This window comes from Parabacteroides sp. AF14-59 (assembly GCF_003479515.1).
Lineage (GTDB): Bacteria > Bacteroidota > Bacteroidia > Bacteroidales > Tannerellaceae > Parabacteroides > Parabacteroides faecis.
This window is the reverse complement of record NZ_QUHH01000034.1, coordinates 13873-30410: the sequence shown is the minus strand read 5'-3', so window position 1 is coordinate 30410 and position 16538 is coordinate 13873. Positions and strand designations below refer to the sequence as shown.

Genomic DNA, 16538 nt, shown 5'->3' with positions numbered 1-16538 from the left:
GTATATTAAATAAAAACTCGTTGACCCCTAGACAGAAATCTTTTGTGTGTATCCTTTATAAACAGACTTAAAAACAGTCATTTTATAAAGATACTTATGAGAGACACGATCATCATATCGCTTCTTCAAAAATATATAAAAGATCAATGTTCGGAACAGGAGTTGCGGACATTGCTTCAATGGCTGAAATCTCCGGACAGCCATGCCGGGCTGGATTCTGTTATCCAGCCGCTTTGGGAAGCTATCGATAGGGATATGGCCCAACCGACTTCAGAAAGGGAAACAGAATTACGCAAAGAAGTTTCTTCCTTATTATCAAAGATCGAACATAAAAATAAATCCGCTAACACCAGTGTTAGGAATAAAAACCGTTTGAACGGTTTTTATCGGATTGCTGCTATTTTAATTCTTGCTTTCAGTGTGACGTTCGGTTTATTAAAAATCTATGACCGTCCGCAACAGATGATTACTTATACGGAAAAAATATCTGCAAAAGGCGAAAAGAAAAGTATACGGTTGGCAGATGGCACGAAGATTATTCTTAATTCTGATACAAAGGTTCGCATCCCCAATAATTTTAATAAAGAAGAACGTACCATAGAGATAGAAGGAGAGGGATTCTTCGATGTGACTCCCGATCCGGATAAACCTTTTGTTATAAAAAGCGGAGAGGCCCAGGTAAAGGTATTGGGTACTTCATTCGATTTCAAATCTTACAAAGAAGATGAATTTATCAAACTAACCGTATCGACAGGAAAAGTCAGGGTAAATGTTGCCGACCAGGACCTTCAGCTGGCTGTTTCACCGAATGAACATCTTTCGATCAATAAAATAGACGGGAACGTTCGTAAGGAAACCATTGAGGAAAACAACTATATAAAGTGGATACATGGTTCCCTGTATTTTAACAAAGAACCGATCCGTGAAGTAATTAAAACAATCAACCGTACTTATAATCGAAAAGTGATTTTGCAATGTAAAGATTGTGAGTATCGCATCACGGGTACTCATGATAACAAAAGTATCGAGGCTGTAATTGAAGCCATCTGCTTTACGACAGGACTTCGAAGCCGACTCGAAGGAGATAATATTATATTATATGATAAACATTAAGTCTAACATTAAAAAAACGGAATGCCTATGATAAACACTAGATGATAAAATATATGAAAAAAGCAGTAGTGCTGCTACACTACTGCCTTCACTGATTTTCAGCAGGGATCTTCAGAACAGTATTGAGCCACTGGGTTGTAAAGTATCTCTGCCTGTCTTAACAAACATCATTTATTAAAACATTACAAATGTATGAATTATAATCTAATCTATAACAAGACTCTTATGCGAACTTCGTTAACCGTTTGTGCTATCGCTCTGTCGTCGCAGTTACTTTGCGCGGAAGGAGCTTTAGGGCAAAGTCTTAAAGAAAGCGACATCACGTATGTGGTGAAACAGACGTCAGTCAGCGACGCTTTTGAACAATTGAGTAAAATCACCGGCTTTAATTTCTTTTATGACGAATCCGTTTTAAAAGGCTTGAAAAATGTAAGTGTACAAATTAAAGAAGGTTCGATAGATGCTATTCTGAATGAATTATCCCGCCAGACGGGATTGTCTTTTAAAAAGATCAATAATACGATATCGGTCAGTCGGGGACAAGCTAAAGCGTCTTTTCCGGCTGTTGAACAAAATGCCAAAAAAGTAACCGGTACTATCCGTGATAATCATGGCGAGCCTATTATTGGTGCTAACGTGTTTGTAAAAGGTACTACCAGTGGTACTGTGACCGATATGGATGGTAATTTTTCTCTGGAAGTACCGGAGAAAGGTACCTTGGTTGTTTCATACATTGGTTATCTGACAAAAGAAATGCCGATAGGAAAAGGACAACAGAGTGTGGAAGTTGCATTGATTGAGGATACACAGGCTCTGGATGAAGTCGTAGTAGTCGGTTTTGCGAAACAGAAAAAAGCCAACCTGACCGGTTCCGTAAGTAGCGTTAAAATGGATGAGGTGATGGGAGATCGCCCGGTTCCGACTACAGGTGCTTTGTTGCAGGGAGCAGTTCCGGGATTACAGGTTACTTCCGGTAGCGGTGAGCCTGGTGGCGGTTTGGATTTTAATATTCGCGGTACAACGAGTATCAATGACGGCGACCCCCTTATTCTTGTCGATAATGTGCCGTTCTCCGGTTCGTTGAACTTACTCAATCCGAATGATATCGAGTCGGTTACAGTCCTGAAGGATGCGGCATCTGCCTCTATCTACGGAGCTCGTTCTGCTTTTGGTGTTATCCTGATTACAACCAAAGGGGTCCAGAAAGAACAGAAAGTACAGCTGACATACAGTAATAATTTTTCTTTTTCAAAGCCGACGAATTTGCCGGTAAAAGCGAATCCGCTCCAGACCGTTCAGGCATATTCGGATATGGGTTATATAACATATTATTCCGGTCAGACTGTGGATACATGGCTGGATCTGCTTCATGAATACGGTTCTAATCCGTCTGCTTATCCGGATGGATATGCAGATATAGGTGGCATGCGTTATCAGTTGGCACAAACGGATATAATGAAGGATTTCTTGTCGGAAACAGGTTTCCAGCAGAAACATGATTTCTCTGTGAGCGGGGGTACCGAACGTTCTTCATACCGTATTTCTTTGGGATATACGGGTTCCGATGGTATCATGACAACCGATATGGATAGCTATAAACGTTATAATGCGAAAGGTTTTATCAGTTCGAAAATAACGAACTGGCTGACAGGACAGTTGGATCTTAGTTTCTATAAATCGGATAAAGGCATGCCCAGCGGTGCCAACTATTCCAAAGCGGTGTGGGCTCCGTCTTACAACCCGACAGGGATGATCACGATCAATGACGAAGATCTATATTCCGGTACAGCAGGTAACCTGACTCGTCTGGGCGGTCAGAACACGAATGCGATCTCTGATACGCGTGTCTTCGCCAAGTTGATAGCAACGCCGATCAAAGACATGGTTTTGAATGCAGAGTTTACATATGATAACCTGAATGAAACCGAGACAAAGTATTCAAAACGTATCCGTTTTGCCAATGCTGATAAATTCTCGGAAGAATACACTTCTGATTATTCAACGTATAGCCGCCAACGTGCTGTTACAAATTATACGGCTTTGAACATTTACGGCTCATACGCCAAAAGTTTTGCCGATAATAATTTCTCTTTATTATTAGGATATAACCAGGAATCCAATCATTATGATTATCTGAAAGCTGAAACTTCAAATATGATCAATGACGATATGCCTTCGATTTCCCAGTCTGTGGGTGTACAGAAAGCGTATGATAAGTTTACCGAATATACGGTGATGGGATTTTTCGGACGTTTGAATTATGACTACGCAAACCGTTACCTGCTTGAGCTGAACGGACGTTATGATGCTTCTTCCAAATTCCCGTCGGGTAGTCGCTGGGGATTCTTCCCGTCTCTGTCTGTGGGATGGAGAGTGATGGAAGAAAGTTTTATGGAACCGTTGCGCGATTATATTCCTGAATTTAAGATCAGAGGATCAATCGGTACGGTTGGTAATCAGAATATCGATCCCTACCAGTTTGTACCAAGTATGGAATCTGAAAAGTCGAAATGGTTGGATAATAATACACAGCCTATTACTCTGAAGCAGCCGGGTCTGGTAAGTGGAAATTTCACATGGGAAACGGTTCGTACCTTAAACCTCGGTTTCGATATCAGTGCCTTGAAGAACCGTCTTTCCGCCAACTTCGACCTTTTCCGCCGCGATACGAAGGATATGTTGACCAGCGGATCGCAATTGCCTGCTACTTTGGGTGCAACAGCTCCTTTACAGAATGTAGCCGATTTGAAATCTACCGGTTTCGAACTGGAATTGGCATGGCGTGACCAGATCGGTAAAGTACATTATAATATCGGTTTCAACCTGTATGATTACAAAGCCTATATCACAAAGTTTAAAAATAATGTAGCCGGTGTGATTCGTACTTCTGATAATAAAACCTATGTGGAAGGACAACAGTTAGGTGAAATATGGGGATATGTAACTGATCGGTTGTACACGGTCGATGACTTTGTAGAGGGAACTTTGGATGCGAATCTGAAAAATGGTACCCTGAAAGACGGTATTCCTCATGTGGAAGGTGTGAAACCGAATCCGGGTGATATGATGTTCAAGGATTTGGATGGAAACGGTATCATCAATTCAGGAAATGAAACGATTTATGATCCGGGCGACCGTAAGATTATCGGGAATAACTCATTACGTTTCCAATATGGTATAAACGGTGGTTTGTCATGGAATAACTTCAGCTTCTCTTTCCTTTTACAGGGAGTCGGAAAATGTGACAAATGGTTGACAAACGATTTGATCTTCCCGTATTATTATGAATTTGGTACGATCTATGAACATCAATTGGATTACTGGACTCCTGAAAATACCGGAGCTTTCTTCCCTCGTTTGTATGAAACAGGTATGAGAAATACGAACTATGCAGCGAATGTTCGTGCCCAGACAAAGTATCTGACTAACGGAGCTTATCTGCGGGTGAAGAATCTGACACTGGGATATACAATCCCTCAGAGTGTAATCTCTAAAATTGGTATCAGTAACCTGAGAGTGTATGTTTCAGCAGAAAATCCGTTTACGTTCGATCATATGCCTAAAGGTCTCGACCCGGCAGTCGAAAGTAAAGCGAACGGACTGGGCTATCCGTTTATGAGTTCGTATGCCTTTGGCTTCAGCGTAAGCTTGTAATTCTGTATTATTATGAAACTATTAAAAAGAAAGAATATGAATTTGAAAAAATATATCGTATTACCGGTCATCGCTTTAACCGGTTTGGGATTGACGGGATGTTCAAGTGATTTTTTGGATAAAATCCCTTTGGACCAGCAGACTGAAGCGACTGCATTTGAAACGAATGATAACTTCAAAACGTATGCCTGGGGGTTGTATGAATATTTCGACGGATTTCCAACGGATGGTGGTTATACGCCGGCCAATATATCGAGTGAGTATGATACGGATAATATAATTTATGCCAATTCCGGAGGAGAGTCCGATTATGCATATCAGTTAAAAAAATTACCGGCGACCAGCAATTCCTGGAGCTTTACGTTTATCCGTCGTGTAAATATAATGTTGCAGAATATCGATGGTTCTTCCATGAGTGATGTCGATAAAGACCACTGGAGAAGTGTCGGTTACTTTTTCAGAGCTTTACGTTATTTCGATATGATGGCGGCTTATGGCGATGTGCCCTGGATCGACAGAGTGCTGGATGATACGGATACGGAAGAACTTTATTGTGAGCGGACTCCGAGAGACGAAGTCGCCAAACATATTCTGGAAGAGCTGCAATGGGCAGAAGAACATATCAAAGAGGATGGTACAGGGACAAATACGATCAATGTTCATGTTGTCAGAGCCCTGATTTCCCGTTTCGGATTGTTTGAAGGTACATGGCGTAAATATCACGGACTGAATGATAGCGAAACTTACCTGCGGGCTTGTGCAGATGCTTCAGAAAAGTTGATGAATACTTATCCTGCTATCATGTCTAATTATGATGATCTTTATAATTCGGAAGAATTGGTTGGAAAAACAGGGGTGATCCTGGCTAAACAATATGAAACGGATATGGTAACGCATAGTATCACACGCGTGATCCGCTCTTCGGCATGGTACGTCGACCTGACAAAAGATGCTGTTGACAGTTATCTATGTTCAGACGGACGTCCGGTTTCTACCAGTAAGGTGTATGAAGGCGATAAGGATCTGAATGCCCAGTTCCGTCACCGTGACCGCCGTTTATATTGGACGGTAGTTCCTCCGTATAAAGTGAACCTGACAGGTGCCGCCGGTACATCATTCGGTTGGGAGCATACCGGAGTTGCCAGTGATCGTGAATATATTGACTATATGGAAGAAATAGGTGGCTCGGCGACAGGCAAGAGTTTACCGGTATCTAACTTCGTCGGGTATCAGGTTTCCGGTTTTCCCCATTTCCGTAACTTCCCGAACGGACAGGGATTCCTTGTTAGCCATTTAGGGTTCTATTTCTGGAAATATTATAACCGTCACGTCGATAATATGGCGTTGCGTTCTTCTACTGTCGATTATCTGCTATTTGGTATAGAAGAAGTGATGCTGAACTATGCTGAAGCTAAATTTGAATTAGGTGAATTTTCTCAGTCCGTAGCTGATGCCACTATCAATAAACTTCGTGTTCGTGCGGTTATTCCATCTATGAATGTATCGGAAATAGATGCTTCCTTCGATTTGAACAGAGACCAGAGCGTAGATCCCGTGTTGTGGGAAATCCGTCGTGAGCGTCGTATCGAACTGATGGGTGACGGTTTCCGTTTCCGTGACCTGAAACGTTGGAAGAAAGGGGAATATGTGAATAAACAACCATTAGGCGCATGGGTGAAGAGCAGTAACTATGGTGGTAAGCTCAATATTCTTAATGGGGCTGATGAGGGATATTCTATCCTGTTCGCAAAACCGTCGGGATGGCTGGAAAAATATTATCTGGAACCTATTCCTACTCAGGAAATAGCGTTGAATCCTAAGTTAAAACAAAACCCGGGTTGGGAAACTGCCGAATAATTAATATCAATACTCTCTTAAAGGTTGTTTCCGGACTGTGTTGTCGTAGAAACAACCTTTATTATTTAATACATAAAATATGGATACTAGAAAATATTTATATATCGTTGCTTTTATTTTTTTATTTGCCAATGTTTCGTTTGCAGCCAAATGGAAGGCTAAACATGTCATATTGATCGGTCTCGACGGCTGGGGAGCCTATAGCGTGGAGAAAGCGGAAATGCCCACGGTTAAGAAATTGATGGCGGATGGTTCCTATACGTTGAAGAAAAGAAGTGTACTGCCATCTTCCAGTGCTGTGAACTGGGCATCCATGTTTATGGGGGCAGGTCCTGAATTACACGGATATACGGAATGGGGATCGAGAACACCGGAACTTCCTTCGCGGGTATTGAGTAAAGACGGTATTTTCCCGACTGTATTTGGCCTGTTGCGTGAATCGGAACCGAAGGCTGAGATAGGTTGTGTCTGCGAATGGAAAGGGATCCGTTATGTTGTGGACACCCTGGCGCTGAATTACGACAAGCATGTGGCCGAGGCTTCAAAAGAACCCGATGCTACGGCTCGTTATGCTGTCGACTATATCCAATCGGCCAAACCGAACCTGTGTGCGGTCATTTTTGATAACCCGGATCATATCGGTCATGCGGATGGCCATGACACCCCGGAGTATTATAATATGCTGAAAGTATTGGATGGTTATATCGCTCAGATCGTAGAAGCTGTAAAAAATGCCGGTATGTTGGATGATACGATCTTTATTGTTACTTCCGACCACGGGGGGATCAATAAAGGACATGGTGGTAAGACGATGCAGGAAATGGAAACAGCTTTCATTATTTCCGGAAAAGGAATCAAGAAAGGTTATGAATTTTCTGAAAGCATGATGCAGTTTGACACGGCAGCCACTATCGCTCATATCTTCAATCTGAAACAGCCGCAGGTATGGATCGGCCGTCCGATGTTACAGGTATTTAAGTAATAAGGAAAAGTGACAGGAAAGAAAACAAAAATGAATAATCATATAAAAATAGCTTTAGCATTGCTGCCGGTACCTTTGTGCCAGGCAGCCGCTAAAGAAAACAAGACCACTTGCCCGAATATCGTTATTATTTACTGTGACGATATGGGGTATGGAGATATAGGTGTGACGGGACATCCGGATATAAAGACTCCTAATCTGGACCGGATGGCTCTGGACGGTATGCGCTTTACGAATTATTACAGTGCATCCCCGGCTTCAACAGCAAGCCGTTATTCCTTATTGACAGGACGTTATCCGGTGCGTGCCGGCTTCCGCTGGGTACTGAGCCCGGATGCAGAAAGAGGTATTCATCCCCGCGAACTGACGATGGCCGAATTGCTGAAAGAGCAGGGATATGCTACGGCTATCTATGGCAAGTGGCATCTGGGAAGTACGAAGAAGGAATATTTGCCTTTGCAGAACGGCTTCGATGAATATGTAGGTCTTCCGTACAGCAATGATATGATCCCCCCGAAATATCCGGATATAGCTTTGATGTGTGGAAATGATACGCTCAAAATGAATCCCGACCAGTCGGAACTGACAGCGCTTTACACGGAAAAAGCGATATCATTCATTAAAAAGCATAAGGGAGAAAACTTCTTTGTCTATGTCCCTTATGCAATGCCTCATGTTCCGTTATATCCCGGAAAAGCCTTTATCGGCAAATCCAAGAGGGGTACTTACGGCGATGCGGTGGAAGAGATCGACTGGGGAGTAGGGGAGATTTTGTCTGCTCTAAGGAAAGAAGGTCTTGATAAGAATACGATCGTTTGGTTTATGAGCGATAACGGGCCCTGGCTGCCCCGGAACGAGGAAGGCGGATCGGCCGGTATCTTCCGCGACGGTAAAGGCAGTACCTGGGAAGGGGGTGTCCGTGTACCTTGTTTTGTTAGCTGGGCGGGCCATCTCAACGGTCAGGTCAATGAAGAGGTTATAACTTCCATGGATGTTTTTGCCACTTCCGTATGGATGGGCGGTGCAGCTATTCCGACAGACCGGGTCATCGACGGAAAGAATGTAGCCTCTTACCTGGGATACGAAGGTGTGGCTCCGAAACCGGAAACGCCATTCTTCTATTTTGGTATCGACCATCAGTTGATGGCGGTACGGAAAGGCAAATGGAAGTTGCATGTGAAAACATACAGCCAGTTGGGACTGGATTATTTTAAAGGTGAATTGCCTTTACTGTTTAACATAAATGCCGATCCTTCGGAGAAATATAATCTGGCTACCAAATATCCGGATATAGTAAAGGAATTGACGGCCCTGATAGAAGAAAAGCTGGAAGAAGTTAAAACAACCGGCGACTTTTTCAGTAATAACTAAGTATTATTTATACAGGATAAAAGCTGCCAGCAACAGGCTTATGGACATATCCGCATGTTTGCTGAAATAGGCTTTTATAAATTTGAGCGCCTCTGAAATATGCTCCTGCACGGTATTGACCGAAATACCTAATTCGGCTGCAATTTCCTTATGAGACATACTTTCGATGCGGCTCATGTTGAATATCTTCCGGCGTTGCGGGGGAAGCTGGCTGATTGCATTCTGAAGGATCACCTGATATTCAGTGTAGATTATTTTGGAGTCGATCGCCTCTTCCTCCGTAACTTTTTGTGTGGCAAGTATTTCTTTTACCTTTTCATCGATATCGATATCCCGGAAATAATTAAGAATCCTGTTGCGTGCCATTGTATAGAGAAAAGAAGAAAAAGAGAGGTCCGGGTTGATGAAGTTACGTGATTCCCAGATACGGATAAATATTTCCTGAACGATATCGTTGGCTTCTTCTTTTGATTTGAGTAAATGGAGGCAGAAGTAATACAATTTGTCTTTATAGCGCACATATAGTTCACTGAAAGCCGCTTCATCATTAAGAGTGAGTAAGATGGCTAATTCCGTGTCTGTTTTTTCTTTGATCCCCATGTGTGCGATTACAAAATTTGGAACAATATTACAGATTTTTGGTGAGAAAAAGAAATTCCCGGTAGAATAACTGAAAAATAACAGCTCTACCGGGAATTTTGTATGATTGTTCAGTTGTTAAAACAGCTTTTCTGGATATTCACCTGCATCGACCAATGCCTGGATCTTATCGACAACTTCCTGACGGTCTTCCGGATAAGTTACGCCGAACCATTTGCTGTTCGTATCCAATACTTTTACAGTAGCCGTATTGGTGCTGATCAGCTTATCGACCATCAAAGGAATGAAAAATTCGCTTTTCAGATTTTCCATATTCTTCGGATCGCTCAGGAACACTTTGAAGAAATCTTTGCTGTATGCGAAATAGTCGGGTGTGAAGCCCCAGAAGTTCATACTTACCGGAGTAGTGTCGGGAGTAGCCACCCATTCGCCGTCGTCGCCGATGTATTTAACTTCACCGTCCAGACGCTGGATCTTGGTACGTTCAACAACAGAAGTCAACAACTCGTTTTCGTCTGTGCTGCAAATACCACGGGAAACGGTACCGCTTTCGCTCAACGTATTTCCTACGCGGAAACCGACCATTGCATACGTGTTTTCAGAACCGTCAGGCAGTGCTGAAAGGAATTTGCCCATTACCTGGAAAGAATCGCGGCCATAGAAGTCGTCACAGTTGATTACGGCGAACGGTTCCTTGATCACGTCGGCCCCCATCATAACGGCATGGTTCGTACCCCATGGTTTTGTACGTTCTGCCGGGCAGGTAAATCCTTCGGGAAGATTATCGATAGCCTGGAATACTAATTCGCAAGGAATATGACCTTCATATTTAGAAATGATCTTATCACGAAAATCTTGTTCAAAATCTTTACGGATAACAAAGACGAGCTTTCCGAAACCGGCTTGAATAGCATCGTAGATTGAATAATCCATGATTGTTTCCCCGTTAGGACCCAGTCCGTCCAACTGTTTCAAACCTCCGTAGCGGCTACCCATACCGGCGGCCAGTAGAAATAATGTAGGTTTCATAATTCTTTTATTTTAATTAGATAGTGTATTTTTCATTCTGCCGACAAAGGTAGAAAACAATTGATAATACACAATTGTGATTTGTGATTAATTTCTGTTTAAAACTCGAACAGCCAGGCAATATTCCCCAGGTTTGAGATTGTCGGCAACGATAAAATATCCCTGTTCCAACGAACCTGCAGAAAGCTCCTGCCAGTTGTCGGAAGGGGTAGGACGGTACATGACGAGCACTTCTTCCGGGCCGTCTTTCAACAGTTCTCTGTCCAGATACTTTTTATCGATCGAAAACATTCCGCTTAACGAACAGGAAGCAGGGATATGACCGGCTATGCACCAATAATGAGTATCCGATAAAAGAATATCCGACTTTGTCTGCATGGCGTCCGGTGCCACCCAATAATGTTGTAAATAGACATTTACCGGGTCCTTAACCTGCTTACACTCCAGTTCAAGGTTATACCCGGGCAGAGAATATTGGCCGGAATTATTGATTGATAACTGCCGGGTAAAAGAAGCCAATGCTACATCGTTGTTTCTGTTGACGACCCAATAGGCCGGTTTGAACGGAGTTTGCGTCATGAACGAAGGTTTTTCTCCGGTCGCCGTCACTTCTATCTCCGTGCTTTCTTTCCATGTTTCGTCGAACAGAGTGATCGGGACACGTACATTATGCCCGTATTCGTTGGCATGGCATAATTTCTGTTCCAGAAAAATCGTTTCCTTATATCCGTCGTTCACCTGTGTGGAAACGATAGAATCGATCTCGAACGCCGGAAATCCGGGTTGTTTTATCCACAGGTTGAAAAAATCATCCAGGTTTTTCCCGGTATGGGCCGACAGGAAGTCTTTGAATTCGTCGGTTGTGACATGCCGGAAGGCAAAAGTATCTATATAGTCTTTCAGGGCAGGTATCAGCAGGTCGTCACCGAGATAATAACGTAGCGTATGCATCACGGCAGCTCCTTTGTAGTACGTCGCTATGCCGTAGGTGTGTTCCTGCGGCATTCCCTGTAAAGGATAATAACCTCCGTCGTAGTTTAAGGAACTGGAAAGAACGAACAAAAGATTACCCTCAGAATCGTTTTTTGCCTCCTGTTGTGAGAACAGGTCCTGAAATACCAGTTCCTGGCAGAAGGTCGTGATCCCTTCGTTTAACCACATGTCTCCGGCTGTGGCACAGGTCACTTTATTCCCGAACCATCCGTGTATCAATTCGTGAATGATATATAACTGATAATCGAGGGTAGGCTGTGGATTCATCGGCATGGATATATTCCCCACATGCTCCATAGCACCTCCGGGACTGTTGACGGATACGTATCCTACCCGGTCGAACGCATATTCGCCGAATCGTTTTTCCATGCTCTCCAGTATTCCGGGGACGATCGCATAGGCTTCCCTGGCATTTTCGACCTCCTGGGGTAAAACGTATATATCGATAGGCAGTGTTCTGCCGGCTTGTCGGTGGCTCATTTCGATTTTCCGGTAATCACCGACCGCCACATTGACCAGATATTCCGGGATTGGCTGGTTGACAGTCCAATGCCATGTGGTCGTTCCGTCCCCGTTGGAGACCGTATCTTTCAGCAATCCGTTCCCGATCGCTTTCAGGCCGCTTTCAACTCTGAAATGAAGGTCGAAAGTACTTCTCGACCGGAAATCATCGACGGCGGGAAACCAACCCCGTCCGTAGCTATGGGGGATATCATTGATCGATGCTCCCATATTATATGCCATTCGCAGACTGTCGTTAAACAAGAATCCTCCAAATTCGGCAGCGGCCGGGGTACCGTGGTATGCGATGGAAACCACCGATTTGTCACCTTCATTCAGAGGGGAAACCAATGGTATCCGCAGCAAAGTATCATTGTATTGATAACCGGAAAGGAGCGAACCATTCACCCAAATACTGTCTATTTCCATTTGTAGCAAAAGCAAAGGAACATATTTCAGGTCATCCATCTTACTCCGGATGGATATATCCGCTTTGCCGTATAATGTCTGGTCTTTGAAATTACGGATATCGAAGTGCAGATTGTGGTGGGTGACTTGTATAGTATCGTAAATCCGGAATTCTGTTTGAGCATGAACGGTCTGCCCCGTTAATAAACATGCCAGTAGTATTTTTGGTAAGAGTTTCATTCGAGTGAGATTATTATCCCGCAAATGTATACAATTTAAAGGAGGCGCAAACCATCCTGCCGGCACGAATTTACCGGCAGGATGGTAAAATACGATGAAAAAGTTACTTCACTTCCAGTACGACGATCGATTTGGCAGGAAGATTGATATTCAGTCGGCCTTTCTCTACTTTGGCGCCGTTGAATACTGCCGGTTTGACTGCGTCCGGTTTCTCGAAAGTGTTATGGTCGTTGATGGAACCGGATGTCAGTATCCGGCCACTTACCCCGGATATCTTCTCGCCTTGCAGGTCGAGGGATATATTTTGTGCATTGTCGGTATCCACATTGGCGAGTGTGATATGGATCGAGCCGTTCTTATCTTTCGAAGCAGATGCGCTCAACATAGGAACTTCCCGGTTGTCACGTACTTTCGTTTTATCGCAGATCAGATCCATCGGAAGATATGTGGCATCCTGATGTACTTTATACATTTCAAAAACATAGTAAGTCGGAGTGAGCAACATCTTCGGGCCGTTCGTGAGGATCATGGATTGAAGCACGTTGACGATCTGGGCGATATTGGTCATTTTCAGGCGATCGGTGTATTTGTGGAATACATTCAGTGAAAGAGCGGCGACGAAGGCATCGCGCATTGTATTTTGCTGATACAGGTGTCCGTTGATCGTTCCCGGTTCTTCATCCCACCAGGTGCCCCATTCATCGAGCATCAGGGCGACGTTCTTTTTCGGATCGTATTTATCCATGATGGTAATGTGCTTTCTGATCACATCCTCTATTTCCAGGCACTTGCCCATCGTCCAGTAGAAATCGTCTTTATTGAAATCCGTTGCCGATCCTTTGCTTCCGTTCCAACCTGCGACGGTGTAGTAATGCAGGGAAAGCCCGTCCATACGGCCGCCTACGTTTTGCATCAGCACTTCCGTCCAGTTGTAATCATAGTCGCTGGCACCGCTGGCAATCTTGAACAGGCGGTTTCCGTCGTAATTGCGACAATAAGTAGAGTAACGCCGGTACAGATCGGAATAGTACTCCGGACGCATGCTGCCGCCGCAACCCCAGCTTTCATTTCCTACCCCGATGAATTTGACCTTCCATGCTTTGTCGCGACCGTTCTGGCGGCGCAGGCGTGCCATCGGGCTGTCGCCTTCCGAAGTCATATATTCAATCCATTTCGCCATTTCTTCCACGGTTCCGCTACCGACATTGGCACTGATATAAGGTTCGCATCCGAGCAGTTCGCAGAGGTTGAGGAACTCGTGGGTCCCGAAGCTATTGTCTTCAATCGTTCCGCCCCAGTTGTTGTTTACCATTTTCGGACGGTTCTCTTTCGGACCGATACCGTCCATCCAATGATATTCATCTGCAAAACAGCCTCCGGGCCAGCGAAGATTAGGGATTTGTAAGTTTTTCAACGCATTGAGAACATCGTTACGGTATCCCTGTGTGTTGGGGATATCAGAATCGGGACCGACCCAAAGTCCGCCGTATATACAGGTTCCCAGATGTTCGGCAAACTGTCCGTAAATATGTTTACTGATCTGTTGTGTTCCCTGTTGGGGATACACACGGATACTTGCCTCTTTTTGGGCAAATAAGGGTAATGCCAGAAAAGCGAGGGCACTGATGAATAATTTTTTCATGATATGATACTGTGATTTTTTTATTACGTGTCAAAATTACGTTATATTTTCCAAACCACAGTATCATTATTCGGTCAAAATAGGGGATTTATCGATCAAAATAGGGTAATAATTGTTTTTTCTACAAATATTCTACTCTATTTGTGGCAGATCGATAGCGTCCAACTTTCTTAATGTTTCCAATCTGAAAGCTCCGGGCCAGGCGACCAGCCATGAATTGATCCTGTCAAAACGGGGAGCTGCATCCCAGTTCCAGTGACTTTGCAGATAGGCTTCATTCTGGGAACCGACGGGGCGGACACGTCCGTTGATCACTAATGTTCCGTCGGAGATCAATTGGCAACCGTTATTCCAGATGGCGATTGCTTTTTCTTTCCATTGGCCGTCACCGGTCAGTTTAGCCAGTTCCAACCATTCCGGCACCCAGAACAGGGCGTATGGATCCAGGTGGTGATGCTGTACGGAAACCGAAGTACCACCGAATGTCTTATAATTGTATTGGGTGAAATTATCGTCTTCCGGGTAAACACCGTTGTAATGCCATAGCCAGGTCGATAAATAGTAGGAGATAGCAACGGCATCGTCCAGGTATTCTTTGTTATTTGTCAGCTTGTATAATTTCAGGGCCGAACGCAGAAGGGAGATGGACGATTCCTTGTCGATACACCAGGTATCCAGAGCACCGGCGGTAGAATATCCTTTCGTTTTCAGTTCACTGACATAATGATCGTATGCCCTCGTACCCGAAACAAAATAAGTGCTGTCTTTAGATCTTGTGAAAGCCTCCAGCATCGGAGGGACCAGGAAACAGCCGATCGTACCTTCCCGGTAGAAACATTCTCCGTTCGAGTACCAGCCCCGGGCATATACGCCATTGGTCTGCTGGTCGTTTTTGGCGAAGTCGCAGATACCGAAAGCCAGGCGTTCGTATTCCGGCCTGTATAATCCGCATGCTTTCACGAGGTCGGCTGCTTCAAAATAATTAAGGGCTGCCGTTCCCAGGTTACAGGCATCTAAAACGATGTTGTCATTCAGATTTTTCTGATTGGAGACGCGGTCGTAATTCGTGATAAAAAGCCCGTTGGGTAGCTGGCAGAGTTTGGCCCATGCGTCGAGGGTTGCCAATCCTTTTTCCAGGGATTCCTTATTCTTATATTTAATGTAATCGAAAAGGAGGGAATTGGCAAAAGAAGCATTTTGTCCGCACCAGCCGATCTCATAACCTTTCCGCTTGCTCCATCCCCCGCTTTTGTCCGGCGAGAAACCGATCGTAAAGCCTCTGAAAGCTCCGTCTTCCACCCATAGATATTCTTTGGCATACCGAAGACCTAAGTTCCAGATTTTTTCAGGAGGATAAATATCTGTTCCCTGCTTGTCTGCCCGGTCCCAGGCTTCGCGTAAAAAGTGGCGTATAGCGTAATGGTGCGGCTGGAGGTTGCTGACAGTAAGATAGGCAGTCAATGTGATCGTATCTCCTGCAGATAGTTTTTCCTGTTTTTGATATCCGGGTTTGTACCGGTCTCTGGCTGCATACATAACAGGTTTTTCCTCTTCCGGCCATATCAGCCGGTGTGTAGTGGTTTGTTTGTCCGGCATCAGCGAACAGGAGAAACTTTCTTTTTCATTTTGAGGAACATCGCTCCACATGGCAACGGCAAATCGGGTTCCTTCCGAGTAGGTTGCCCCGGGTATGGGCGTGCTGCGGTAAGAATACGTTCTCCATTCTCCGTTCTGTTGTGCGCCTTTGGGTTCTTTTCCACGTCCCCAGTTGTTCCCGTTGTAGGAGACGGAAGGGATCATCCAATAATCTGAAGCAGATCTGTGCACGAAATCCAGACAGATCCTGGCTCGTTCGATATTTTCCAGCGCAATATACTGGCTGGTGATCTTAAAGGTACAGGAATCGAGTTTTTCAATCTGATCCGTACGGTTCATTCCTTTGGTTACAGATGGATTCAGTTCTCCTACAATGGTCTTTCCGGACATGAGAACCATTCTGTCATCCTGATTCTTCCAGCGATATGTATCCTGGGTATGACAGGAGCAAAGGACAAAGCATAAAATGAAATAGAATGCGTGTAACTCCCTTAATGTTTTCATAACCAAATAACTGATGAATAAGTGTATACAAATGTAAATAAAATATCC

At 44.2% G+C, this 16538-nt stretch carries 10 protein-coding genes; 5 read left to right on the top strand and 5 right to left on the bottom strand.

The features are described from left to right. The first annotated feature begins 96 nt into the window (after nucleotides 1-96). The 5 genes from DWW23_RS24325 to DWW23_RS24305 all read left to right on the top strand — a co-directional run bounded on the left by DWW23_RS24325 (nucleotide 97) and on the right by DWW23_RS24305 (nucleotide 8977). Nucleotides 97-1113 carry a FecR family protein gene (locus tag DWW23_RS24325; protein WP_122356997.1) on the top strand — a complete coding sequence of 339 codons (1017 nt, stop codon included), beginning with the start codon at nucleotides 97-99 and terminating at the stop codon, nucleotides 1111-1113. 225 nt (nucleotides 1114-1338) lie between these two features. Next, a complete protein-coding gene (locus DWW23_RS24320) occupies nucleotides 1339-4767 on the top strand; it encodes a TonB-dependent receptor (protein WP_229800971.1) in 3429 nt (1142 codons plus the stop codon). Nucleotides 4768-4803: 36 nt separating this feature from the next. Then, nucleotides 4804-6624 (top strand): RagB/SusD family nutrient uptake outer membrane protein, encoded by a 1821-nt coding sequence (locus DWW23_RS24315; protein ID WP_122356993.1) that lies wholly within the window; start codon nucleotides 4804-4806, stop codon nucleotides 6622-6624. Nucleotides 6625-6703: 79 nt separating this feature from the next. Continuing rightward, nucleotides 6704-7606: an alkaline phosphatase gene (locus DWW23_RS24310; RefSeq protein WP_122356991.1), complete on the top strand. Its 903-nt coding sequence runs from the start codon at nucleotides 6704-6706 to the stop codon at nucleotides 7604-7606. 30 nt (nucleotides 7607-7636) lie between these two features. Next, nucleotides 7637-8977: a sulfatase gene (locus DWW23_RS24305; protein ID WP_122356990.1), complete on the top strand. Its 1341-nt coding sequence runs from the start codon at nucleotides 7637-7639 to the stop codon at nucleotides 8975-8977. A gap of 3 nt (nucleotides 8978-8980) precedes the next feature. On the opposite strand, the gene DWW23_RS24300 is transcribed toward DWW23_RS24305, so the two are convergent. The 5 genes from DWW23_RS24300 to DWW23_RS24280 form a co-directional block, all read right to left on the bottom strand. Continuing rightward, the gene (locus tag DWW23_RS24300; protein ID WP_122356988.1) at nucleotides 8981-9577 is read right to left on the bottom strand and encodes an RNA polymerase sigma-70 factor; all 597 of its coding nucleotides are present in this window, start codon (nucleotides 9575-9577) and stop codon (nucleotides 8981-8983) included. A gap of 117 nt (nucleotides 9578-9694) precedes the next feature. Then, nucleotides 9695-10606: a nucleotidyltransferase gene (locus DWW23_RS24295; protein WP_122356986.1), complete on the bottom strand. Its 912-nt coding sequence runs from the start codon at nucleotides 10604-10606 to the stop codon at nucleotides 9695-9697. Nucleotides 10607-10693: 87 nt separating this feature from the next. Next, nucleotides 10694-12748: a M1 family metallopeptidase gene (locus tag DWW23_RS24290; protein ID WP_122356984.1), complete on the bottom strand. Its 2055-nt coding sequence runs from the start codon at nucleotides 12746-12748 to the stop codon at nucleotides 10694-10696. Between the two features lie 103 nt (nucleotides 12749-12851). Continuing rightward, entirely contained in the window at nucleotides 12852-14390 is a 1539-nt protein-coding gene (locus DWW23_RS24285) for an alpha-N-arabinofuranosidase (protein WP_122356982.1), read from the bottom strand. Nucleotides 14391-14522: 132 nt separating this feature from the next. Continuing rightward, nucleotides 14523-16490 carry a hypothetical protein gene (locus DWW23_RS24280; RefSeq protein ID WP_233564444.1) on the bottom strand — a complete coding sequence of 656 codons (1968 nt, stop codon included), beginning with the start codon at nucleotides 16488-16490 and terminating at the stop codon, nucleotides 14523-14525. Nucleotides 16491-16538 lie beyond the last annotated feature (48 nt).